Source organism: Mycobacterium sp. smrl_JER01 (assembly GCF_048513595.2).
Taxonomy (GTDB): Bacteria; Actinomycetota; Actinomycetes; order Mycobacteriales; family Mycobacteriaceae; genus Mycobacterium.
The window spans coordinates 1,534,457-1,557,135 of record NZ_JBLXXK020000001.1 but is presented as its reverse complement, the minus strand read 5'-3'; the positions used below and the strand labels follow the sequence as shown (position 1 = coordinate 1,557,135).

Below are 22,679 nucleotides of genomic sequence, written 5' to 3'. Positions count from 1 at the left end.
TCCCACCTGCCCGGTAGGCTCGTGCACGTGCCGCTACCTGCTGATCCCAGCCCTGCCCTGCAGTCCTACGCCCACCCGGAACGGCTCGTCACCGCCGACTGGCTGTCGGGCAACCTCGGCCGGCCCGGCTTGGCCATCGTGGAGTCCGACGAGGACGTCCTGCTCTACGACACCGGCCACATCCCCGGCGCGGTCAAGATCGACTGGCACACCGACCTCAACGACCCCAACGTGCGCGACTACATCACCGGCGAGCAGTTCGCCGAGCTGATGGACCGCAAGGGCATCTCCCGCGACGACACCGTCGTCATCTACGGCGACAAGGCCAACTGGTGGGCCGCCTACGCGCTGTGGGTGTTCACCCTGTTCGGCCACCCCGACGTGCGCCTGCTCGACGGCGGCCGCAACCTGTGGATCTCCGACGGCCGCGACACCACCCTCGACGTGCCCACCAAGCAGTCCAGCGGCTACCCCGTTGTCGAACGCAACGACGCCCCCATCCGCGCCTACAAAGAGGACGTGCTGGCCGTCCTGGGCAAGCAGCCGCTGATCGACGTGCGCTCCCCGCAGGAGTACACCGGCGAGCGCACCCACATGCCCGACTACCCCGAAGAAGGTGCCCTGCGCGGCGGCCACATCCCGACCGCGGTGTCCATCCCGTGGGGTAAGGCCGCCCAGGACAACGGCAAGTTCCGCAGCCGCGCTGAACTTGACGAGCTCTACGCCGACTTCCTGGCCCCCGGCAACGAGACCGTGGTCTACTGCCGGATCGGCGAACGCTCCAGCCACACCTGGTTCGTACTGACCCACCTGCTCGGCGTGCCCGGCGTGCGCAACTACGACGGCTCCTGGACCGAATGGGGCAACGCGGTACGGGTACCGGTGGCCGTCGGTGACGAGCCCGGCGCCGCGCCCGGCACACCATGAGCGCCATGCCGGGCGCCCTGGCCGAGGTGGTCTCGGACTTCCAAGAGGTGGAGGGCCAAGACAAGCTGGCCCTGCTGCTCGAGTTCGCCGGAGAACTGCCGCCGCTGCCCGAGCACCTCGAAGAGGCCGCCATGGAGCCGGTGCCGGAGTGTCAGTCCCCGCTGTTCCTGCACGTCGACGCCGACGACCGCAGCCATGTGCGGCTCTACTTCAGCGCACCTGCCGAGGCCCCGACCACCCGCGGGTTCGCCGCCATCCTGGCCACCGGCCTCGACGGCCACTCCGCCGAGGACATCCTCGCCGTCCCCGACGACTTCTACACCGACCTCGGACTGGCCAAGCTGATCAGCCCGCTGCGGCTGCGCGGCATGTCGGCGATGCTCTCGCGTATCAAGAACCGCCTCAAGTAGCCGCCTCGACGTTTAACATCGTTGCATTCGGAGCAAACTCCCCCGAACCTCGAAGTTGGGCTCTGAGATGACGGACGATGTCGATGAAGCGGCGACCGGTCTCGGGCTCGTCCCTGCCTTCCAGAGCGTGGTGTCGTTGCCCACCGAGACCGTCGTCGGTTACGAGGCGCTCGCCCGGTGGCCCGGCACCCGGCTGACCCCCGCCGATGTCTTCGACCACGCCGAGTGCAGCGGCACCCTCGATCGGCTCGACCGCGCCTGCATCGAGGCGGCCGCCCGCGGCGCGTTGAGCGGCAACTCGTCGCCCGGGATGCTGCTGTTGCTCAACTGCGAACCCGCGACCGTGCACGTCGATCCGAGCAACGACGACGCGCTGGCCGCCGCCGCCGAGAAGTTTCACATCGTCTTCGAACTCACCGAACGCGGACTGCTCGCCAACCCGCAGGCGCTGCTGCGCAAGGTCGCATCGCTGCGGTCGCTGGGCTTCGCGATCGCCCTGGACGACATCGGGGCCCACCGCGACTCGCTGGCCCTGCTCGACATCGTCGCCCCCGACATCCTCAAGCTCGACCTCGGCCTGGTCCAGCAGCACGCCGACCAACACCAGGCCCGCACCGTCGCCGCCGTCATCGCTCACCACGAACGCACCGGCGCGATGATTCTCGCCGAAGGCATCGAAACCGACTCACATCTCGAACAAGCCCTGGCCTACGGCGCGACGCTGGGCCAGGGTTACCGCTTCGGCCACCCCGGCGCGCTCACCATCCCGCCGCTGCGGTGTCCGTTACCCGCCTCCTGGGCCGAGTGCCCGACCGCCGTACAGCTGTCGGCGTTCGAAGCGTCCACCCCGGGCATGGCGCCGCGCATCGTGCGCAAACGCACCCTGCTCGAGCTGTCCCGCTACATCGAACGGCTCTCCATCACCGCCGATAGCCCGCCGATCGTGCTGGCCACCGTGCAAAAACACGACAACTTCCAGTCGGCCACCAGCACCATGTACACCACCATCGCCGAACGCTCGCCGCTGGTCGCGGTGTTCGGCGAAGACCTGCCCGGCGACCTCGGCAACGGCATCCGGGGGGTGCGTCTGGAACCGGACGATCCGCTGGCGCAGGAATGGGTGATCGTGGTCATCGGCTCGGACAGTTCCGCCGGCCTGATCGCCCGCGAGCTGCCACCGCCGCCCGGCACACCCGACCGGGATCGGCGCTTCGAGGTCGTCATCACCTTCGACCGGCAACGGGTCGCGACCGCCGCCCGCTGCCTGCTCGATCGACTCCCCGCCCTGGCCGGCGCGCTGACCTCGGCCGCGATTCCATAGCGGGTGGCATTCGCCGGCGCTCGGCGTTCGGCGGTAACACCTGACATTCGCCGGCGCTAGGCGGTCGGCGGCGCTTGGCGTTCGGCGGTAACACCTGGCATTCGCCGGCGATAAAACGGGCAGCCGCGGACAGTCCGGCTTCTGCCGGCGCGGTATCCAGGGTGATCAACAGCATTCCGCCGCGGGATGTTCAGGGAGGGGTAGGAATGGCCAAGACCACCAGGGGGCGCGAGCGCGCACGCAAGGTCGTCGCGTGGAGTGCGGTACTGGCGGCGCCGGTCGCGCTCGTCGCACTGTCCAGCGCGACCGCGTCGGCCAAGGAGATGGGCGTCGATCGCACGGTCAACAGCCGCCAAGCCGGGTCGGTGTCCGGCGACGCGACCTTCGGCGAAGTGCGTGGTGCCAGGGGCAATGGCGTCTACGCGCAGGGCGAGATCAAGGAATCGATGAAGGCCGTTCCGGACCGCCTGCCCGGCACTCGCGCGCGCCCGTTCAATCCGAACTGGAAGCCGGGCCCCGGCATGGGCGGCTGGTGAGCTAGTCGTCTCCGCCACATCCGCCACACCCGCCGCGGCAGCCACACCCGCCACGGCGGTCACGCCCATGACGGCCGTCGCTGGCCTGCTTAACCGCCGACATTGCACCCAGGGCCGCTACACCTCGGCCATCACGACCCTCACCGCAATCTCGACGCATAAGCGAGCACGCCACAGGCCCACGCCACGGCCGCTCCGTGCCCGCAACGGCCGTCGCGGGGTTGCGGCGATCGCGGGGGTGGCGCCGACGGCCGTCGCTGGGTCGCGGCGACAGCGGGGGTGGCGCCGTGGGGCCGTCGCTGGCCTGCTTAACCGCCGACATTGCACCCAGGGCCGCTACACCTCGGCCACCACGACCCTCACCGCAATCTCGACGCAGAACCAAACACGCATCAGTCGCAAGCTGTGACGGTGCGAAAGGTTACCGGCGGGTAAGGGACCGGCTCGCCGACACTCGAATTGGGCCGCTTAAACTGCCCGGGATATCGTCTTTTAGGAAGCTCTTAAAGAACCATGCCATCAGGAGGCGCAGTGGCCAGTCACGCCAGCTCGAAGATCTCCAAGGTGCTCGTCGCCAACCGCGGAGAAATCGCTGTCCGAGTGATCCGCGCAGCCAAAGACGCCGGACTGCAGAGCGTGGCTGTGTACGCCGAACCCGACGCCGACGCACCCCACGTCCGTCTCGCCGATGAAGCGTTCGCGCTCGGCGGCCAGACCTCCGCGGAGTCCTACCTCGTCTTCGAGAAGCTGCTCGACGCCGCCGAGAAGTCCGGCGCCAACGCGATTCACCCCGGATACGGGTTCCTCTCCGAAAACGCCGACTTCGCCCAGGCCGTCCTCGACGCCGGGCTGATCTGGATCGGCCCCAGCCCGCAGTCCATCCGTGACCTCGGCGACAAGGTCACCGCTCGCCACATCGCCGCACGCGCCGACGCTCCGCTGGTGCCCGGCACCCCAGACCCGGTCAAGGACGCCGACGAGGTCGTCGCGTTCGCCAAGGAGTACGGCGTACCCGTCGCCATCAAGGCCGCGTTCGGTGGCGGCGGCCGCGGCATGAAGGTCGCCCGCACCATCGAAGAAATCCCGGAGCTGTTCGACTCGGCCACCCGCGAGGCCGTCGCCGCCTTCGGCCGCGGCGAGTGCTTTGTGGAGCGCTACCTCGACAAGCCGCGCCACGTCGAAGCCCAGGTCATCGCCGATATGCACGGCAACGTCATCGTCGCAGGCACCCGTGACTGCTCGCTGCAGCGCCGCTTCCAGAAACTGGTCGAGGAGGCGCCCGCGCCGTTCCTGACCGACGCGCAGCGCAAGGAGATCCACGAGTCCGCCAAGCGGATCTGCAAGGAAGCCGGCTACTACGGGGCAGGCACCGTGGAGTACCTGGTCGGCCAGGACGGCCTGATCAGCTTCCTCGAGGTCAACACCCGCCTGCAGGTCGAACACCCGGTCACCGAGGAGACCTCGGGCATCGACCTGGTGCTGCAGCAGTTCAAAATCGCCAACGGCGAGGCCCTCGACATCACCGAGGACCCGACCCCGCGCGGCCACTCCTTCGAATTCCGCATCAACGGCGAGGACGCCGGCCGCGGCTTCCTGCCCGCCCCCGGCCCGGTCACCAAATTCGAGCCGCCCACCGGCCCCGGCGTGCGGATGGACTCCGGAGTAGAGACTGGCTCGGTCATCGGCGGCCAGTTCGACTCGATGCTGGCCAAGCTGATCGTGTCCGGAGCTACCCGTGACGAGGCGCTGGCCCGGTCGCGTCGGGCCCTGGCCGAGTTCAATGTCGAGGGCCTGGCCACCGTCATCCCATTCCACCGCGCCGTCACTGCCGATCCCGCCTTCATCGGCGACGGCTCCACGTTCGACGTGCACACCCGCTGGATCGAGACGGAGTGGAACAACACCGTCGAGCCCTTCACCGGCGGCGATCCGATCGACGAGGAAGACACCATCCCCCGCCAGACCGTGGTGGTCGAGGTCGGCGGCCGTCGCCTCGAAGTGTCGCTGCCCGGCGACCTCGCCCTCGGCAATGGCGGCGCGCCCGCTCACGGCGCCATCCGCAAGAAGCCCAAGCCGCGCAAGCGGGGCGGCGGCGGGAGTTCGGCCGCTTCCGGTGACGCCGTCACCGCGCCGATGCAGGGCACCGTCGTCAAGGTCGCCGTCGAAGAGGGCCAGACCGTGGCCGCGGGCGACCTCGTCGTCGTCCTCGAAGCCATGAAGATGGAAAACCCGGTCACCGCCCACAAGGACGGCGTCGTGACCGGCCTGTCCGTCGAGGCGGGTGCGGCCATCACCCAGGGCACCGTGATCGCGGAGCTCAAGACCGCCGAGTAGACGTCACCACGATCCGCGCAGCGGGGCGCCATCATCGCGATGGCGCCCCGTTTTGCTGCACCGTGCTTTTGTTGCGAATTCACAATGCCGACAGCCGCCGAACGGTTTCGGACGGATTGCCAGGGCCGGCTAGCGACGTTCGACACCGGTCGCGGCTGCCGCAGCGGCGCAACCAATTCCGGCAAAGAGCCGTGCGGCCGCCGATCCCGCATTACAGTTTGCCCAATTGGTTCATCGGTTTGCCGTCGGGGCGAGCTGTCGAAGAACCGAGGGGTGGGACGGCCCCGCTACCACCGGCCACGCCGACGGGAGCGGGGCCGAGCCATGTCCAGAGCCCATGGCAAGCTGTCCGCGTGGAACCCGTCGAGATCAACGCCGGCGCGTGGTACCTGCGCGCACTGCGGGCCGACGCGCGCGTCGACGACCGCCCGGCGCTGGCCCTACTGGGAGAACACCGTCCAGACTATGTCGAAACCCTTGCTGCACACTGGGATTCAGAGACCCTGTACTCCTGGGCGGTATGTGAGCCCACCACGGGCGAGCTTCTCGCCGAGGTGACGCTGGACCCGTCTTCCGGCGACATCGCCACCCGCGCACGACCAGGCCACGAGCCGGCCGCCCGGACCGGGGCCGAGGCGGTGCAGCGGTTCGCCGCCGCCATGCTCGACTGACCCGGAGCAGCGGGACGGCAAGGACAGCGCGCGCCAAACCGCAAGGTCAGAACGCGGCGAAGCGTTCCCGCGCACCCAAACCGCAAGGTCAGAAAGCGGCGAAGCGTTCCTGCGCACCCAAACCGCGAGGTCAGAGGGCGTCGATGTCGCGGCCGGTGCCCAGATCCGCACAGTCCACGACGACGACGTCGTCGCGCCGGCGCAGAAACGGCCCCGCGCCGTCGTCGCCAGACAGCACGCCGAGCAACTCCGGCCAGTGCCGGCGCGCGATGACCACCGGATGCCCCGGCCGACCGTCATACACGGCGCGGGCCAGCCCCGACTCCGCCGACGCGGCCGTCAGCACCCGCCGCACCGCCGCGGCGGCGACGTCGGGAGTGTCCACCGTGGTCAGCACCAGGTAGTCGGCCGTCTGATCGACCGCCCGCACACCGGCGCGCACCGAGGCGCTCAACCCGTCGGCCCAGTCCTCGGCAATCACGGCCCGCGCGGGCGCGGGGACGTCGACGACGGCGGCGCCGAGCACCACCACCACGTCCCGGCAACCGCCGTCGTGCAACGCCGCCACACCGGCGCGCAGCCAACTCCCCTCTGCGGCGAGCACTTTCGGCATCCCGAAGCGGGTGCCCGCTCCGGCGGCCAGAAGTACCCCTGCCGACGAAAATTGTTGCGCCACAGATAGTTTCTGCTCTCAATAGGCAGCGAGCACGACGTCAGTCCGCTGCTGAGGATTTGCTAATAACCTCGGACAATATCTGTCCAAGATCAGCCCGAGGGCGTAGGGTCGGAGTCAGGTTGAATTCACAGCCCTGATAAAACGTCATCGTCACCACACGAGCCCGCGAGGGTCCGTGGAGGCTTTGAGCACCTAGGGCCCCGCCTTGACGTGAACCCCCGGCACGAATCCACACTCCTGAACGGAGATCACCGTGCATCACGTCCCACAACACTCCACATCTCCGACGGATACGGCGACCGACAGCGTCGTTTGCCACACCGCCCAGTTCGACACCCGCTGGCTCGAACCCGCCACCGCCGTCGTCGCGGGACACGGCGAGCTCGACGCGGCCAACGGGTTGGAGTTCGTCAATTACGCGCTGAGCCACTCCGGCCGGGCGCACTGGATGGTCATCGACCTCTCCGGGCTGACCTTCTTTTCCACCGCCGGGTTCTCGGCGCTGCACACTCTCAACGTGCAGTGCGTCAGCGAGGACATCCGGTGGGCGCTCGTTCCCAGCAAGGCCGTCAACCGACTGCTGCGGATCTGCGACCCGGATTCGGCGCTGCCCATCTGCGCGGACATCCCCACTGCGCTCACCGCAGTGCAGCAGGATCCGCCCAAGTCACTCGAGCTGATCCCGAAGACGGGCTAGCGACTTCGCCAACAGCCGGGAGACGTGCATCTGCGAGATACCGACCCGCTCGGCGATCTGCGTCTGCGTCATCGACTCGAAGAAACGCAGCACCAGCACTGTGCGCTCGCGCTCCGGCAGCGCAGCCAGCAGCGGACGCAGCGATTCCCGGTTCTCGATCTGATCCAGCGTCAGGTCCACATCCCCGAGCGTGTCGGCGATCGCGGGAGCATCCTCGTTCCCGCTGCCGCCGCCGCTGTCGATCGACAACGTGTTGTACGAGCTGCCCGCGACCAAGCCCTCGATCACCTCGTCGCGATCCATCTCCAATTCGGCAGCCAGCTCGGTGGCGGTCGGCGCGCGCCCCAGCCGCTGGGAGAGATCGGCCGTCGCCGCGCCCAACCGCAGATGCAGCTCTTTGAGCCGGCGCGGCACCTTCACCGACCAGCTGTTGTCGCGGAAGTGCCGGCGAACCTCGCCCATAATGGTCGGCACCGCGAACGACACGAAGTCCGAACCGGCCGTCACATCGAATCGGATGACGGCGTTGACCAGCCCGACGCGCGCGACCTGCACGAGATCGTCGCGCGGTTCGCCGCGGCCGTCGAAGCGGCGGGCGATGTGGTCGGCCAACGGGAGGCAGCGTTCGACGATGCGGTCCCGCTGACGCTGAAAGGATGCCGAACCCTCTTCGAGTTCGGCCAAGGCGCGGAACATCTCGGCAACGTCCGCATATTCAGAGCTCGACCTTGACGATGAGCCCTGGGACGAGGACCGGGTCACTGCAACGAACTCGCTCGTCTCGTCGTCATGGAGATGCCGAATACCTCGCCGTCGCCGGAAGCTTGTCCGTCAGAGAACGTCGTCACCTCGTCGGTCAACGAACTCAGCACATGCCAACTGAAGCTCCCGGGCGCCAGAATGTCGGTGCTGTCGCACGTCGTCGAGGCGTGCACCACCAATGCGTCGGGCTTCGGGTCCACCACCACCAGGAGCGTGGAGTCGGGCACCGCCGACCGGATCAGCCGGGTACAGGCCTCGTCGACGGCCAGCCGAAGATCGGCGACGGCGTCGAAATCGAGATCCTCGAAGGTGCCGATCGCGGCCACGAGGGTGCGCAGCACCGCCAAATTCTCCAGCGTGGCGTCAACGCGCAGTTCTACCGACTGCGCGCCGCGGCGCTGACCGTTCTTGTGGCTCGCAACGTCGGCCATCTGACCTCCCAACAACTTCCAGGCGACACTACCCCAGGCGGAACTGCCGCTATCCACGGACGCACCGGGCGTCTGCGGGCGGCCGAACGGCGTCCGGGGACCGTGGGCTGTGGACCGAAACACCGAATCGTTGCGCCGGATCCTCGAGAACGCGCTGCGGAAGCGATGGCGCGAACGATGGGGTCGTCTTCATGGTGCGAGTCCAATACCCCACCCGCTGCCCGCGCCAAACCCCGATGCTGAGCGGGTTCGTGAGACGGGTGTCACCCGTTTAACCACCCCAGACCCCGGGAAGCCTGCAGGTGACTCAAAGTCGGGGTCTTGCAGCCCCAACTCCACCCACCAACGGAAGGCAGACATGTCTGACCAGAACAGTGGTCCCGAAGAGGGCATCAAGGGCGTCGTCGAGGACGTGAAGGGCAAGGCCAAGGAAGCCGTCGGCACCGTCGCCGGTCGCGACGACATGGTCCGCGAAGGCAAGGCCCAGCAGGACAAGGCCGACGCCCAGCGCGAAGCCGCCGAGAAGGAAGCCGAAGCCGAAGCCGCCCGCGGTGGCGCCAAGGCCGCTGAGAAGCGTCAGGAATCCAACCAGTAGGACGCTCTACGCTACGAGCCCAGCCGGGAAACCGGTTGGGCTCGTAGCGTTTTCTCGGTCGGCTCGGTCGGCCTCGGTCGGCTTGGGTCGGCTCGGTCGGCTTACCTCGCGAGATTGCGCTCACGGCCGTCGGCGGCGCCGCGTGCACGGCCGTGGACGCAATCTCGGTGCATAACCTCGTGCGGCGAACGCCGCAGCGACACGGGCCAGCACGAACGACGGCGAATGCTCCTTGACGACCTTGATGTGGATCCAGCCGCGTCGCTCCAACCGCTCGGCGCGGCCGATGTCGTAGACGTAGGTGTCGCGGCTCGCATGGTGATGAGCGCCCTCGTAGTCGAGGCCGACCATGGGTTCGTCATAGCCCATGTCGAGGTAGGCGACCTCGCGACCCTCACCCACCCTGATCTGTGTGCGAACCGGATCCAGCCAGTGGTCGATCAACGTCAAGCGCAGCCAGGATTCCCGCGGCGACTGGGCTCCACCATCCATCAGGCTCAGCGCTTCGACGGCCCTACGGATATGTCGCGCTCCCGGGTAGCGCTGGGCCAGGGCCAGCACGTCGACGGCCTTGACATCAGTGGCATGGGCGAGAGCGTCGAGGTGTGCCACCGCCGGGTTCCTGGGCCGGTGCCGGGCCAGATCCAGGGCGGTGCGCTCGGGGGTGGTGACCAGTATGCCGGCCATCTGCACGACCTCGTCGCCGTCGATCCGTTCGTTGCGGACGACGATGCCCGGCGGTGGACGGCCGCCCCGCCCGATCAGCTCGATCGGCGTATCGGGGGTAACCCATTTCGCACCGTGCAGGGCCGCCGCGGCGGCGCCGGCGATGACAGCGCCCCGGCCGGACCACAGCCATGCACCAATAGTGTTGTCCCGCAAAGTTAATGGTGAATTCGCCGGCGCGTACACATCCGGGAAGAGTCGGCGGTAGTTCCACCGCAGCGCCGATCGCGTCAGCGCTCCGGACGCGATGGCGTCGCTGCCTACGAACACTCGGTGCATGTGGCGATAGTCGACGCCGCCGCCGACAGGAACGGTCCTTAACCGCCCAGATTGCGGTCAGGGCTGTGGATAACTCGGCGCAACGACCCTCACCACAATCTCGGGAGTTAATCCGCAGCCGACACCGCCCGGGGCCGCAACCCGCAGCCGCCGACGTCTGGCGCCGACGGTTGCCGGCGCTGAAGCCCTACGCCCGGACGCTCAGCTGTTGGGGCGCTGCCGTGGCATGCCCGGATGCTGGGCGTACCAGAGCTCTTCGAGCCGGCGGACGCGGTGATGCTCGACCATCAGCCAGCCGCCACCGACCACGAATCCCGCCAAGGCGAAGGCGCCAAGCATGACGCCGACATCGTGATTGGTGGTGGCGAACGCCGCGAGGGCCGCGACGAAGCTGACGAGCGAGAGACCGATCACCACGAGCCCCGGCATGATCTTGTTGTCCTTCATCGACTCACCGGCGTGAGGTCGCGTGGTCCGCACGTGGTCGACGGGATCTTTGGGACCCTTCATCGGTAACTCCTTTGACCTGCCCTCCAGTGTGCTACCAAGCGGGCAGCGAAGGAAGACTCAAAATGGCGCTGAGCACCATCAGGGCCAGCAGGGACCAACCGGCGACCTGCCAGGCCAGCCACGCGCTCGGCTCATGACGCACCCGGTAGCTGCAGACCAGTGACCAGACTCCGCCGGCCAGCAGAATCGCCGGTGCGCCGAGCGCGAGCATCGCCCGCTGCGGCGCCCCGCACCCCGCCGCCTGGGCCAACGATCCGGTGCACGTCCCGATCCACACCACGGCCACGAACAGAAACGTCGCGCCGGCGGCGGCGAACCCGAAGCCGACCCGCAGCGCGTCCCGCACGCCAGGTTCGGCCACACCTGGTCTGGCGTAGTCGGCACCACGTCGCACCTCGCGGGTGTGGCGGGACAGATCGGTCATGGTGTCGTTTCTCCGAGGTCAACAGGCCGATGATGGGCGGGGAGTTCCCGGCCATCAGGCCTGATAAACCCGAAGTGTCGGCGCTGTTGCCTACTATTCCGGCGTGACGAGGCACCGACCGCGGCCGGCTCCAACCAGTCCCCGACGGCAGCCGGCGTGACCAGACTGCGACGGCGGCCGGCGGCAACCAGTCCCCGACGGCGCCCGGTCACGACCGGACTCCGCTGGAAGCTGTACGCGGTTCTCGGTGTCGCGGCGGGCGCCACCACCTCCCTGGCCGGCGCCGACTGGAGGTGGAGCGTGCTGACGGCATTGCTGGTTCCGGTCGCCGCCGTCGCGGCGCCTCGCTTTCTGCACGCCCTCGTGATGGGAGCCGCCACCCCGGGCGCGCATGAGCGTGCCGTCGACACCGAGATGTCGGGCACCGAGTTCGAAGACCACATCGCCCGTATCGCCCGCAGCTGCGGAGTACCGGTGATCATGACGCCGCTGTCCGGCGACTGGGGCGTCGACCTCATCATCGGCTCCCGGCCCCACCGGCTGGCCGTCCAATGCAAGCGGCAGTCACGTCCGGTGGGCGCCGGCGCCGTCCAGGAGGTGGTGGCCGGGGCGCCGATGCAGGACTGCACCCAGACGATGGTGGTCACCAATCACGAGTTCACGCCCGCGGCACGCACACTCGCCGAGAGGCACGGCTGCGTGCTGGTCGGCGGCACGGACCTACCGCGGCTGCGCTCCACCATCCGCCGGCTCACATCGACGTGAGCGCCACCCGCACCGCGTCGATCGCCGCGTCGACCTCGGCCGTCGACACCGTCAGCGCCGGGCGGAACCGCACACTGTCTCCGCCACAGCCCAGCATGATGACCCCACCGCTCCATAGGCCGGCAACCAGCGCGTCGCGGTGCGCCGCGCTGGGCATGCTGAACGCGCACATCAGCCCGCGACCCCGCACGTCACGCACCAATCCGGGGAACTCGATAGCCAGCTCGTCGAGCCGCTCGCGCAGGTAGCGTCCGCGCTCGGCGGCGCGCGCGAACAGGTCGTCGACCTCGATGACCTCCAGGATCCGCCGCGAGCGCACCATGTCGACCAGGTTGCCGCCCCAGGTGGAGTTGATCCGCGAGCTGACGGTGAATACGTTCTCGGCGATCTGATCGACCCGGCCACCGGCCATCACACCGCACACCTGTGTCTTTTTGCCGAATGCGACGACATCGGGCTGCACACCCAATTGCTGGTACGCCCAAGCGGTTCCGGTGATACCGCAACCGGTCTGCACCTCGTCGAAGATCAGCAGCGCGTCGAACTCGTCGCACAACTGTCGCATCGCCGCGAAGAACTGCGGACGGAAGTGGCGGTCGCCGCCCTCCCCCTGGATCGGTTCGGCGATGAAACACGCGATGTCATGCGGATGGGCCTGGAACGCTGCGCGGGCCTGTCGCAGCGATTCGGCTTCCAGCGCGTCCATATCGGCGCCGGGCCGCAGGTAGGGGGCGTCGATGCGGGGCCAGTCGAACTTCGGGAACCGCGCCACCTTGTTGGGGTCGGTGTTGGTCAGCGACATCGTGTAGCCGCTGCGACCGTGGAACGCGCCGGTCAGGTGCAACACCTTGGTGCCCAGCGCCGGATCGCGCCCCTCGGCCTCGTTACGCCTGCTCTTCCAGTCGAACGCCACCTTCAACGCGTTCTCGACGGCCAGCGCGCCACCGTCGACGAAGAACAGATGAGGTAGCCGAGGGTCGCCCAGCACGCGGGCGAAGGTGTCGACGAACCGCGCCATCGGCACGCTGTAGACATCGGAGTTGCTCGGCTTGTTCACCGCGGCGGCGGCCAGTTCGGCGCGGAATGCCTCGTCGCCGGCCAGGCCGGGATGGTTCATCCCCAGCGCCGAGGACGCGAAGAAGGTGAACATGTCGAGGTATTCGCGGCCGGTGCGGGCGTCCACCAGGTAGGAGCCGTGCGACCGGCCGATGTCGAGCACCAGGTCCAGACCGTCGGCGAGGATGCTGCGGGCCAGCACCTCACGCACGTCGGCGGGCGCCAGGGCCGCGGGGCGCGCTTCCGGAAGAACAGCAGTCATGCCGCCGATCTTATCGGAAGTTTTACGCCTGAGCGACTGCTGAACGCAATTAGTCCGGTATGTAGCGTCTGTCGCTGTAAAATTTCTGTAAGATGATCGTGCTGCGTGTCTTCACGTCGGCGGCGGTGCGAATCTTCTGCAGCAGGCCCTCCAGGGCCCGCGCCGATTCGACGTGGACCAGCAGCAGATAGTTGTCCTCGCCGGCCACGGAGTAACACGCCTCGATTTCGGGGATGTGTTCCAGCCGCGCGGGGGCATCATCGGGTTGAGAGGGATCGAGAGGAGTGATGGCCACGAACGCCGACAGCTTGCTGCCGACGGCCTCCGGGTCGATGCGCGCCGCGTACCCCCGCACCACACCGCGCGCCTCCAGCCGCCGGACCCTCGACTGCACCGCCGACACCGACAGCCCGGCCGTCGCGGCCAAGTGGGCCAGCGTGGCCCGCCCGTCGGCGACCAACTCCCGGGCCAGCACGCGATCGATCTCGTCGAGCGGTGCCTGCGGCGCAGGGTCTGCGGGTTCGGTCATGGCCGCACTGTATCCGAGCACACCGGTTCCGTTGCCCGACCGGCGAGTTCACCGACTACACGCACGGATGGCCGGCCGGATCGGCCTTCATATCCACGACCTGTACGACCTCTACGAGAAAGCCGCGTGCTCATGACCACCGCAGTGACCCCCGCCCTGCCCACCGCCGAGGCCCTCCGCACCCGGGTTCGCGACGCGTTGACCGCCGTCGGCGCCTCCGTCGAACTGGCACCGGCCGGTGCCGAGGGCCTGCCGGCCAGCACCCCGATCACCGGAGACGTGCTGTTCACCGTGCCCGCCTCGACGCCGGCGGACACCGATTCCGCGATCACCGCTGCCGCGCAGGCGTTTTCGACGTGGCGGACGACGCCGGCGCCGGTGCGCGGCGCGCTGGTGGCCCGGCTGGGCCAACTGCTCGTCGAGCACAAGGCCGCGCTGGCGTCCCTGGTGACCATCGAGGCCGGCAAGATCACCTCCGAGGCGCTGGGCGAAGTGCAGGAGATGATCGACATCTGCGAGTTCGCCGTCGGTCTGTCCCGGCAGCTCTACGGCAAGACCATCGCCTCCGAACGTCCCGGGCACCGGTTGATGGAGACCTGGCATCCGCTCGGCGTGGTCGGCGTCATCACCGCGTTCAACTTCCCGGTCGCGGTGTGGGCGTGGAACACCGCGGTGGCTCTGGTGTGCGGCGATACCGTGGTGTGGAAGCCCTCCGAGCTCACACCGCTGACCGCGATCGCCTGCCAGGCGCTGCTGGAACGCGCATGTGCCGACGTCGGCGCGCCGGCGGAGGTGGGGCGGCTGGTGCTCGGCGAGCGCGAGGTCGGCGAAAAGCTGGTCGACGATGCGCGGGTGGCGCTGGTGTCGGCGACCGGTTCGGTGCGGATGGGCCGCGAGGTCGGTCCGCGGGTCGCGCAGCGTTTCGGTCGCGCACTGCTGGAGCTGGGCGGCAACAACGCCGCGATCGTGACCCCGGCGGCCGACCTGGATCTGGCGGTGCGCGGCATCGTGTTCTCCGCGGCAGGCACGGCCGGTCAGCGCTGCACCACGCTGCGTCGGCTGATCGTGCACTCCTCGGTGGCCGACGAGCTGGTGTCGCGCATCGTCGCGGCATACCAGCAGCTGCCGGTCGGTGATCCGTTCGCCGACGGGACCCTGATCGGGCCGCTCATCCACACCGCCTCCTACCGGGACATGGTCGGCGCGCTGCAGCAGGCCCGCGCCGAGGGCGGTGAGGTGATCGGCGGTGACCGCGTCGACGTCGGTTCCGAGGTCGAGGAGGGTGCTTTCTACGTGACGCCCGCGGTGGTGCGGATGCCCGCGCAGAGCGCCGTCGTGCACACCGAGACGTTCGCACCGATCCTCTATGTGCTGACCTACGAGACACTCGACGAGGCGATTGCGCTGAACAACGCTGTGCCGCAGGGTTTATCGTCGTCGATCTTCACCCTGGACATGCGGGAGGCGGAGCGGTTCCTGGCCGCAGACGGGTCGGACTGCGGAATCGCCAACGTCAACATCGGCACCTCGGGCGCGGAGATCGGCGGGGCGTTCGGCGGCGAGAAGGAGACCGGCGGTGGCCGCGAGTCCGGTTCGGATTCGTGGAAGGCCTATATGCGGCGGGCGACCAACACCGTCAACTACTCCACCGAGCTGCCGCTGGCCCAGGGCGTCCACTTCGGCTGACCCCCCTGGCGCGAACGTGCGAGTCTGCGGCCGACACGCCGTCATTGCGGCCTACTTCGCGCACGCTCGCGGCAGACTCGGGGCATGGATCTCTCACACAAGACCGCCATCATCACCGGAGGAGCGTCCGGAATCGGGCAGGCACTGGCCACCCAACTGGCATCCCAGGGTGTCAGCGTGGTCGTCGGTGATCTCGACGAGGCCGCCGCACACGCCACCGCGACGGCGATCCGGGATGCCGGCGGTGCCGCGGCCGCGCTGCGCGCCGACGCCGCCGACAGCACCGACATCGAGGCGCTGATCACCCTGGCCGGTCGCGAGTTCACCCCGGTCGACATCTACGTCGCCAACGCCGGCATCATCGGAAAGACCGGATTGGCAACCGAATCCGACTGGGATGCGGTCCTGAACGTCAATCTGCGTTCGCATATCCGCGCCGCCCGGCTGGTGGTGCCACACTGGCAGTCGAGGGGTTCGGGGTACTTCGTGTCGGTCGCCTCGGCCGCTGGGCTGCTCACCCAGCTGGGCGCGGCGGGCTACGCGGTGAGCAAGCACGCCGCGGTCGGGTTCGCGGAGTGGTTGGCCATCACCTACGGCGACGACGGCATCGGGGTCAGCTGCGTGTGCCCGCTCGGCGTAGACACCCCGCTACTGCAGGCGGTCCGCAGCACCGACGATCCGGACGCACGGCTGGGGGCGTCGTCGATCGACCACTCGGCCGGTGTGATCACCGCCGCAGACGTGGCCGCGGCGACCATCGAGGCGATGCGCGAGGATCGGTTCCTGGTGCTACCGCATCCCGAGTTGCTGGAGATGTACCGGCACAAGGGTGGTGACTACGATCGCTGGATCAGCGGGATGCGCCGGTATCAGCGCACCCTGCGCGCACTCTGAGGCACCCCCGCCCGGGCCCCGTCAGGTGGCGGCCGTCTTGCCGGCGAACTCGGTGAACGCCGAGAACGCCCGCGCGCCATAGATCGTGGCCGGCCCGCCCTGCATCATGATGGCCACCGCGATCGCCTCGGCAGCCTCTTGCTCGGAGGCGCCGGCATGGGCCGCCCCCTTGGCGTGTGAGGCGATACAGCCGTCGCAGCCGTGCACGATGCCGATCGTCAGGGCCATCAGCTCCTTGACCTTGCGGCTCAGCGCGCCGTCGGCGAGGGCGGCCTCGCTCATCGCGTTGAACCCTTGATAGACACCGGGAATCAGCTGCCGCAAGGCGCGATGTTCGGGCCTGAGCCGGGCCAGTACGTCGTGGTAATGCTGTTCACCGTCCATGGCCCCAGTGTTTCCGCCCCGCGCTGCTGCCGAACAGGGCCGAAAGTACTCAGCGGCGGGCCAGGGTGAGCTGGAAGCCGCTGGGCATCAACGTCAGTCGCTGGTGGACCTGCAACCGGTAGTCGGGGTCGGCGATGAGGTCATATCTGCGCAGCAGCACGGCGAGCAGCAGGATCGCCTCGTGCAGCGCGAACTGCCGGCCGATGCACGACCGGGGCCCGGTACCGAACGGTTTGTACAGCCCGGCCGGGCGCGCCTTGACCTGCTCCGGCGAGAACCGGTCCGGGTCGAACGCCTCGGGATCGCCGCCCCAGCGCGGGTCGCGGTGCAACGCCATCGTCAACGCCAGCACCCAGTCCCCCTTGCGCATCGGATGCACGCCGGCCAGCACGGTGTCCTGGCGGGCGGCCCGGTAGTACCCGGGCACGGTGGGTTGCAGCCGCAACGCCTCGTCGAACACCCGGCGCACATAGCGCAGCTTGGCGATCCGCTCGAAATCCGGGCGCTCGTCGGCACCCCACACCTCGGCGACCTCGGCGCGGGCCCGCTCGGCCACCTCCGGGTGTCGGGACAGGAAGTACAGCGCGAAAGACAGTGCACCCGAGGTGGTTTCATGTCCAGCGACCAAGAAGTTGATCAGCTGATAGCGGATGTTGGCCCGGTCCAGATCGGATGTCAGCATCAGCTCGAGCAGATCGTCGTGACGACCCAGACCGCCCCGGACCCGCTCGGCGATGATCTCGTCGGCCAGTGCGTGCATCTTCGCGGCGTGGACGCGGACCTGTCGTTCGGCGCGGCGGGCCACGAAGCGCGGCAGAAACGTCTGGCGGAGCACCCCGATCCGGTCGGACCCGGTGAGCCCGGCCACCATGTGCTCGACGAACGGATGCACGTCTTCGGATTCGAAGCAGCCGAACGGATATCCCGCCGCGCACCGTCCGATCGTCTCCAGCGTCACGCGGGTGGTGTCGGCGGAGACGTCGATGGCCTGCCCGGTACCGGCCCGTTGGTCCCAGCGCGCGACCAACTCGTCGGCGACGTCGAACATGATCGAGTGGTACCGCTGCATCGCCTGCCGACTGAACGCCGGCATCAGCACATCGTGGGCCTTCTGCCAGTTGGGTTCGTCGTTGTAGGCGGTGAACAGACCGTCGCCGCCCAGCATCCGCAGCGCCTCGATATCGGGTCCGACATGCTTGCAGAACCGGCTCTCGTCGTTGAGTTCGGCGACCGCGTCCGCGCCTACGGCGACCACGTATTGCGCTCCGAGGTAACGGAATTCGATCACCGGGCCGAGCTCGGTGAGCCCGGATCCCGGTTGGGTCAGCGTATCGACGTCGACGCCGAGCACGTCGCCCAGGATCGGAATTCTCCGTGGTGGGTGTGGCAGCTTCGCAAACCCCTGCCGGTCGCCGAGGATGGTCATATGTTCAACCCTCCGCCGTTATTGCACATGTGTCAAGTAGAATCGGTCCATGGCTGAAGCACGGCGCAGGCTCTCGCCCGAAGATCGTCGCAACGAACTGTTGGCGCTAGGCGCCGAGGTGTTCGGTCAACGGCCCTACGACGAGGTCCGCATCGACGAGATCGCCGAGCGCGCCGGTGTCTCCCGGGCGCTGATGTATCACTACTTCCCGGACAAGCGAGCATTCTTCGCCGCGGTGGTGCACGCCGAGGGGCAGCGACTGTTCGATGCGACCAACACCCCTGCCCTGCCCGGCCAGACACTGTTCGGGCAGGTCCGCGCCGGCGTGCTGGCCTATCTGCGCTACGACGAGGAGCACCCGCACGGTGCGTGGGCGGCCTACATGGGCATGGGCCGCTCGGATCCGGTGCTGCGTGGCATCGAGGACATCGACAACGACCGGCAGGCCAACCGGATCCTCGGCCGTATCGCCGAGGCGGCCGGGGAGATCGACGCCAAGGTCGAGCGCGACCTGCGCGCGACGCTGTACGGCTGGCTCGCGTTCACCTTCGAGATGTGCCGTCAGCGGCTGATGGACTCCTCGCTGGACGCCGACTTCATCGCAGACCTGTGCGCGCACAACCTGATGGACGCGCTGGGACGGGTCCCCGGCATCCCGGCCGTCCTGGCCGAGGCCGTCGCCCCTGACCAGCGCTGACGACCGACGTCCGACCGGCCGGACTCAGGGCTGTCGGCAGCGGTTCCGGAAGTCGATCAGGGGTTGCCGAATGCCCCGCAGCTCCGCGGCCGCCTGCGGGTTGGCGTCCATGAAGGCGGTGACCGCGGCTTTCTTCTGATCCGGGTTCAGCTCCTTGAGCGAGGTGTAGAACTCGTTGACCGGCGGATGGGTGAACAGGTAGGCCGAGGTGGCCGCGCTGACGCCGGTCACCACACCGGCGAGGTCGGCGGCCGTGCAGTTCGGCGGCTGGGCTGCGGCGGTGCCGACGGCAGCCATCACGCCGGCCGCGCCGACGGTCGCGGCGGTCAGCCGCCGCATGAAGAGGTATCGCACCCAGCGATGGTAAGCCGTTCAGCCACCGCAGCGGTTGCGAAAATCGGTCATCGGTTGCCGGATTCCCTGCAGTTCCGCCCGCACCTGCGGATTGGCGGTCATGAAGTCCTCCAGCGCCGCCCGCCGCTCTTCCTGCGGACGCCCCTTGAGGGTGGAGAAGAATTCGTTGACCGGCGGGTGGGTGTACAAGTAGGCGGTGGTGGCCGCCATCACCCCGGTCATCACCCCGGTCAGGTCCGCCGACGAACAGTTCGGCGGCGGCGGTTGGGCGGCCGCGGGGGCTGCGCAGAACACCGCCGCGCACGCGAGGACCGCGGACATCGGGGCCAGGGGATGCAGCGCCATGAAGTTCTCCTCGATCATTCCGTGTGTGTCAACGTCCGCGGCCGCCGCCGAAACCACCGCCACCACCGGGCCGGCCACCGCCCGGCCGTCCTGGATTGCCGAAGTCGGGACGCCCAGGGGCGCCGATACCGGGCGGACCGGGATCGACGTCGATATCGAAGTCGACGTTCCACCACTCGTCACAGTCATACCAGTTGAGGTCACACGGGTAGGGGACGTACGGCCCCGACGAACCACTGGGACCATCCCCGGTGTTGGTGCCCCGGACATCGCCCTGCGAACAGATCGTGGTGCCGCCGGCGCTGGTGCAATCCGCCGCGGCCGGAGGCGCCGACGCGAGCACGGTCGAGACCGTCACGACCAACGCGACAAGCAATGACTCCAGGCGCATCGCACACTCCCCAACTGCGTCGGCCCGTGCGCAGCCCAACGGCCCGCGCACCTGTCGCCAGGGTAAGAACCGGCACGAAACACCGGCATCCCCCACAACGGGTGAAAACGGCGAAAAACAAACCGGCCGCCGGCGTCGCGCACGTAGTGTGCAAAGTGCCTGGGGTCACGCCGAATCGGCTGTCCCTAGCAGCTGGACGCGCGGCATGACCCCAGGCCTTCCCGCACCCGCGAGTCTGCGCGTCCTGGCACGCCAACCCGTGGATGTGGACCGGCCGCCTCGATGCCCTGCAGCCGAAGCTAGTCGGAGATCAGGCCGACCCTTATCGCCTCGGCGACCGCTTCGCCGCGCGAGGACACCCCGAGCTTGCGGTAGATCGCCGTGGCCTGGCTCTTGGCCGTCTCCCGGCCGATGACCAACTCCTCGGCGATCTGCTGCAAGGACCGATGACTCGTCAGGTAGGGCAGCAGCCGCAGCTCCGCGGCCGTCAACGGGCGGCTGCCCCCGGCGGCCATCGCCTTGACACGCGCAACCCGCTGCACCAACGCCACTGCATCGGGCTCCCGCAGGCACCCACGCTCGGCGGCCGCCAGATGCCGGGTCAGCAGCGGCGCGTCCTGGATGACCGCTGCCGTCCAGGCCAGCAATCCGTGACCGAGAAGGGCTGTGCGCGCTGACAACTGGCCCAGCCGATCGAGCAGAGTCTCGGTGATCCGCACCGACTGGCGGGCTGCCGCCTGGTCACCGACGCGCGCCGCCATCACCGCGCTGGTGGCGTAGACGACGATCATCGGGACCACGTCGCACAGGTCATACTTGTCCACCAATGTCCGGGCGGCGTCGCTGCGTTCCACCGCGCCGTCATCGTCGCCGGCCGACAGGTCCAGCACCGCCAGATGTGCCAGCGCCGCCGCATGAAAGCCGGGCAGGTCTTCGATCACCGGCAGCGCCGACTCCAGCAGGACCCGGGCGCGCGCCGCGTGCCCCCGCATGGACTCGGCGGCACCCTCCATAACGGTGGCCGCACCCCACCACGGGTTCACCAGATGGTTGCCGGCCGCCCGGACGATCTGGGCCTGGCGCACCACGTCGTTCACCCCACCCACTCCGACAAGCGAACTGATCAGTGCCACAGCCACTTCCACCGAAGGCGTGCCGTCGGACAGAGGTCCACCGTGATCGCTGCGCAGTGCCAGCATCACCGAACGCTGGATCAGTTCGGCGTCGGCGACGGTGACGCCCAGCCACGCGCGTGCGACGGCGGCGTCCGGATATTCGGCGAACGTCCGCGTATCGAGCAGGGCCAGCCGCCGGGCGAGCACACCCGCGCGTCCGTCGAAGCCCAGCCGAACCGCGTCGCGGCACACCAGCGCCGCCGCGCGGGCCCGATCCCCCGCATCGAGGGCGTGCCGTAGCGCGGCGTCGATATCACCTTCGCGTTCCAGTAGATCCGCGGCGCGGGCGGCCAGCTCGCGAAACCGGTCCGGTGCCGATGTCCGGAGCCGAGCCTGCAGGACGTCACCGAACAGATGGTGGTAGCGGAACCAGATCCGGTGGTGATCAAGGGCGATCAGGAACGGATTCTCGGATCCCGAGAGCATGTCCAGCATGCGTGCCGAATCCTGGCGGCCCAGCACCGTGTCGAGTTGCTCGGCGTTGAAGCGATCCAGCACCGAGGATTCCAGCAGAAATGTTGCGGCGGCGCGGTCGAGGCGATTGACGACCTCCTCGACCACGTAGTCGACGACGAGGTTGCTGCGTGAGGTGAGCGCGGTGAGCGCGGTACCGTCCCGCAGCGCCATGGCGGTGAGGATGATCCCGGCCGGCCAGCCCTCACACAGGTCGATGACGGCCCCGACCGTCGCTTCGTCGCGCGGGCCACCCATCGAGTCGAGGGCTGCGGCTGCCTCGTCGGCGGAGAACTTCAGGTCCTCCAGACCGATTTCCACCACCGAGCGCTGCAGTCGGCGCCGCGCAAGTTCGAGCGGGAGCAGGTATCTGCCGACCAGCGCCGGAGTCGTCGTCGCCGGTGCGGCGTCGAGCAGCATCTGCAGGGTGCGCACCGACTCCGGGGTGGACAGCTTGTGGACGTCGTCGAGCACAATCACCAAGGGACCGCGGTCCTCCAGTATCTGCACCACGGCCGGCAACAGATGAGTCAGCACGGCACGCCCCGGCCCACCCAGGTAGCGCAGCACGTCGCTGCGGGGATCGGCGCCCGCGACCACCGCCGTGGCGATGTGCAGCAGCAGGTGTGCGGGGTCGTGGTCGAGATGGTCGAGCCGCACCCAGGCAAACGGACGTGCGTCGGCGTCATCCCAGAGGGCCGCCGCCGTCGTCTTGCCGTAGCCGGCGGGTGCGGCCATCACCACGAGATCGCCGCCGCCGGCCACCGTGAGCCGTCGCAGCAACTCCGGACGGCGAACCACGCGGTCGGCTGTCCGCGGCCGACCTATGGTCGCGGCCGGAATACGCGGCCGCCAGTCCCCCGCCACCACATCAAGATCCTAAGTCGGGAACGGGGCTGACATGCGGTTTTGACCACGTTCGCGGCGGCCGCGCGAAGGCTTGTCGGTGCCCGAGGGCACCAT

General features: G+C 68.7%; 26 protein-coding genes. 12 read left to right on the top strand and 14 right to left on the bottom strand.

Features of this window, described 5'->3' with window-relative positions:
- Positions 1 to 27: 27 nt before the first annotated feature.
- The 6 genes from ACNUDN_RS07430 to ACNUDN_RS07405 all read left to right on the top strand — a co-directional run bounded on the left by ACNUDN_RS07430 (position 28) and on the right by ACNUDN_RS07405 (position 6,199).
- Positions 28 to 927, top strand: a complete 900-nt coding sequence (locus ACNUDN_RS07430; RefSeq protein ID WP_419121353.1) for a sulfurtransferase — start codon at positions 28 to 30, stop codon at positions 925 to 927.
- Positions 924 to 1,337 (top strand): SufE family protein, encoded by a 414-nt coding sequence (locus ACNUDN_RS07425; RefSeq protein ID WP_419121352.1) that lies wholly within the window; start codon positions 924 to 926, stop codon positions 1,335 to 1,337. The genes ACNUDN_RS07430 and ACNUDN_RS07425 overlap by 4 nt, the downstream gene beginning before the upstream one ends.
- Before the next feature lie 67 nt (positions 1,338 to 1,404).
- Positions 1,405 to 2,658: a sensor domain-containing phosphodiesterase gene (locus ACNUDN_RS07420; RefSeq protein WP_419121351.1), complete on the top strand. Its 1,254-nt coding sequence runs from the start codon at positions 1,405 to 1,407 to the stop codon at positions 2,656 to 2,658.
- Between the two features lie 206 nt (positions 2,659 to 2,864).
- The gene (locus tag ACNUDN_RS07415) at positions 2,865 to 3,194 is read left to right on the top strand and encodes a hypothetical protein (RefSeq protein WP_419121350.1); all 330 of its coding nucleotides are present in this window, start codon (positions 2,865 to 2,867) and stop codon (positions 3,192 to 3,194) included.
- Between the two features lie 531 nt (positions 3,195 to 3,725).
- The gene (locus ACNUDN_RS07410; RefSeq protein ID WP_419121349.1) at positions 3,726 to 5,528 is read left to right on the top strand and encodes an ATP-binding protein; all 1,803 of its coding nucleotides are present in this window, start codon (positions 3,726 to 3,728) and stop codon (positions 5,526 to 5,528) included.
- 353 nt (positions 5,529 to 5,881) lie between these two features.
- On the top strand, positions 5,882 to 6,199 hold the full coding sequence (locus ACNUDN_RS07405; RefSeq protein ID WP_419121348.1) for a hypothetical protein: 318 nt from the start codon (positions 5,882 to 5,884) through the stop codon (positions 6,197 to 6,199).
- Positions 6,200 to 6,329: 130 nt separating this feature from the next.
- On the opposite strand, the gene ACNUDN_RS07400 is transcribed toward ACNUDN_RS07405, so the two are convergent.
- Complete coding sequence (locus ACNUDN_RS07400; RefSeq protein WP_419121347.1) at positions 6,330 to 6,875, bottom strand: nucleotidyltransferase family protein; 546 nt, start codon at positions 6,873 to 6,875, stop codon at positions 6,330 to 6,332.
- A 253-nt stretch (positions 6,876 to 7,128) separates the two neighbouring features.
- Between ACNUDN_RS07400 and ACNUDN_RS07395 the strand changes: the two genes are divergently transcribed.
- Positions 7,129 to 7,572 (top strand): STAS domain-containing protein, encoded by a 444-nt coding sequence (locus ACNUDN_RS07395; protein WP_419121346.1) that lies wholly within the window; start codon positions 7,129 to 7,131, stop codon positions 7,570 to 7,572.
- On the opposite strand, the gene ACNUDN_RS07390 is transcribed toward ACNUDN_RS07395, so the two are convergent.
- The gene (locus ACNUDN_RS07390) at positions 7,543 to 8,268 is read right to left on the bottom strand and encodes an RNA polymerase sigma factor SigF (protein ID WP_419121345.1); all 726 of its coding nucleotides are present in this window, start codon (positions 8,266 to 8,268) and stop codon (positions 7,543 to 7,545) included. The two genes, ACNUDN_RS07395 and ACNUDN_RS07390, sit on opposite strands and share 30 nt — an antisense overlap.
- Before the next feature lie 62 nt (positions 8,269 to 8,330).
- Positions 8,331 to 8,765, bottom strand: coding sequence for an ATP-binding protein (locus tag ACNUDN_RS07385; protein ID WP_419121344.1), 435 nt, complete (start codon positions 8,763 to 8,765; stop codon positions 8,331 to 8,333).
- Between the two features lie 358 nt (positions 8,766 to 9,123).
- Between ACNUDN_RS07385 and mbp1 the strand changes: the two genes are divergently transcribed.
- On the top strand, positions 9,124 to 9,360 hold the full coding sequence (gene mbp1 / locus ACNUDN_RS07380; RefSeq protein ID WP_419121343.1) for a microaggregate-binding protein 1: 237 nt from the start codon (positions 9,124 to 9,126) through the stop codon (positions 9,358 to 9,360).
- A gap of 120 nt (positions 9,361 to 9,480) precedes the next feature.
- On the opposite strand, the gene ACNUDN_RS07375 is transcribed toward mbp1, so the two are convergent.
- From ACNUDN_RS07375 to ACNUDN_RS07365, 3 genes are all read right to left on the bottom strand, one after another.
- Entirely contained in the window at positions 9,481 to 10,365 is an 885-nt protein-coding gene (locus tag ACNUDN_RS07375) for a type IV toxin-antitoxin system AbiEi family antitoxin (RefSeq protein ID WP_419121342.1), read from the bottom strand.
- A 201-nt stretch (positions 10,366 to 10,566) separates the two neighbouring features.
- Positions 10,567 to 10,875, bottom strand: coding sequence for a protein UsfY (gene usfY, locus ACNUDN_RS07370; protein WP_419121341.1), 309 nt, complete (start codon positions 10,873 to 10,875; stop codon positions 10,567 to 10,569).
- A gap of 31 nt (positions 10,876 to 10,906) precedes the next feature.
- Positions 10,907 to 11,299 (bottom strand): hypothetical protein, encoded by a 393-nt coding sequence (locus ACNUDN_RS07365; RefSeq protein ID WP_419121340.1) that lies wholly within the window; start codon positions 11,297 to 11,299, stop codon positions 10,907 to 10,909.
- A gap of 165 nt (positions 11,300 to 11,464) precedes the next feature.
- Here ACNUDN_RS07365 and ACNUDN_RS07360 point away from each other — a divergent pair, with 165 nt between their 5' ends.
- On the top strand, positions 11,465 to 12,064 hold the full coding sequence (locus tag ACNUDN_RS07360; protein ID WP_419125052.1) for a restriction endonuclease: 600 nt from the start codon (positions 11,465 to 11,467) through the stop codon (positions 12,062 to 12,064).
- Here ACNUDN_RS07360 and lat read toward each other — a convergent pair.
- Positions 12,051 to 13,382: an L-lysine 6-transaminase gene (gene lat / locus ACNUDN_RS07355; protein ID WP_419121339.1), complete on the bottom strand. Its 1,332-nt coding sequence runs from the start codon at positions 13,380 to 13,382 to the stop codon at positions 12,051 to 12,053. The two genes, ACNUDN_RS07360 and lat, sit on opposite strands and share 14 nt — an antisense overlap.
- A 49-nt stretch (positions 13,383 to 13,431) precedes the next feature.
- Complete coding sequence (locus ACNUDN_RS07350; protein WP_419121338.1) at positions 13,432 to 13,911, bottom strand: Lrp/AsnC family transcriptional regulator; 480 nt, start codon at positions 13,909 to 13,911, stop codon at positions 13,432 to 13,434.
- 132 nt (positions 13,912 to 14,043) lie between these two features.
- Between ACNUDN_RS07350 and amaB the strand changes: the two genes are divergently transcribed.
- Both amaB and ACNUDN_RS07340 read left to right on the top strand, forming a co-directional pair.
- A complete protein-coding gene (gene amaB / locus ACNUDN_RS07345; protein ID WP_419121337.1) occupies positions 14,044 to 15,597 on the top strand; it encodes an L-piperidine-6-carboxylate dehydrogenase in 1,554 nt (517 codons plus the stop codon).
- Between the two features lie 84 nt (positions 15,598 to 15,681).
- On the top strand, positions 15,682 to 16,491 hold the full coding sequence (locus ACNUDN_RS07340; protein ID WP_419121336.1) for an SDR family NAD(P)-dependent oxidoreductase: 810 nt from the start codon (positions 15,682 to 15,684) through the stop codon (positions 16,489 to 16,491).
- Between the two features lie 21 nt (positions 16,492 to 16,512).
- Here the strand turns inward: ACNUDN_RS07340 and ACNUDN_RS07335 are convergent, their stop codons facing one another.
- Together ACNUDN_RS07335 and ACNUDN_RS07330 are read right to left on the bottom strand one after the other, a co-directional pair.
- Positions 16,513 to 16,875, bottom strand: coding sequence for a carboxymuconolactone decarboxylase family protein (locus tag ACNUDN_RS07335; protein ID WP_419121335.1), 363 nt, complete (start codon positions 16,873 to 16,875; stop codon positions 16,513 to 16,515).
- 49 nt (positions 16,876 to 16,924) lie between these two features.
- On the bottom strand, positions 16,925 to 18,301 hold the full coding sequence (locus ACNUDN_RS07330; RefSeq protein ID WP_419121334.1) for a cytochrome P450: 1,377 nt from the start codon (positions 18,299 to 18,301) through the stop codon (positions 16,925 to 16,927).
- Positions 18,302 to 18,350: 49 nt separating this feature from the next.
- Here ACNUDN_RS07330 and ACNUDN_RS07325 point away from each other — a divergent pair, with 49 nt between their 5' ends.
- Positions 18,351 to 18,998: a TetR/AcrR family transcriptional regulator gene (locus tag ACNUDN_RS07325; protein ID WP_419121333.1), complete on the top strand. Its 648-nt coding sequence runs from the start codon at positions 18,351 to 18,353 to the stop codon at positions 18,996 to 18,998.
- Between the two features lie 24 nt (positions 18,999 to 19,022).
- On the opposite strand, the gene ACNUDN_RS07320 is transcribed toward ACNUDN_RS07325, so the two are convergent.
- The 4 genes from ACNUDN_RS07320 to ACNUDN_RS07305 form a co-directional block, all read right to left on the bottom strand.
- Positions 19,023 to 19,337, bottom strand: a complete 315-nt coding sequence (locus ACNUDN_RS07320) for a heme-binding protein (RefSeq protein WP_419125051.1) — start codon at positions 19,335 to 19,337, stop codon at positions 19,023 to 19,025.
- A 33-nt stretch (positions 19,338 to 19,370) separates the two neighbouring features.
- The gene (locus tag ACNUDN_RS07315) at positions 19,371 to 19,697 is read right to left on the bottom strand and encodes a heme-binding protein (RefSeq protein ID WP_419121332.1); all 327 of its coding nucleotides are present in this window, start codon (positions 19,695 to 19,697) and stop codon (positions 19,371 to 19,373) included.
- A 28-nt stretch (positions 19,698 to 19,725) separates the two neighbouring features.
- Positions 19,726 to 20,088, bottom strand: a complete 363-nt coding sequence (locus ACNUDN_RS07310) for a hypothetical protein (RefSeq protein ID WP_419121331.1) — start codon at positions 20,086 to 20,088, stop codon at positions 19,726 to 19,728.
- A 299-nt stretch (positions 20,089 to 20,387) separates the two neighbouring features.
- A complete protein-coding gene (locus tag ACNUDN_RS07305; RefSeq protein ID WP_419121330.1) occupies positions 20,388 to 22,517 on the bottom strand; it encodes a winged helix-turn-helix domain-containing protein in 2,130 nt (709 codons plus the stop codon).
- Between the last annotated feature and the right edge of the window lie 162 nt (positions 22,518 to 22,679).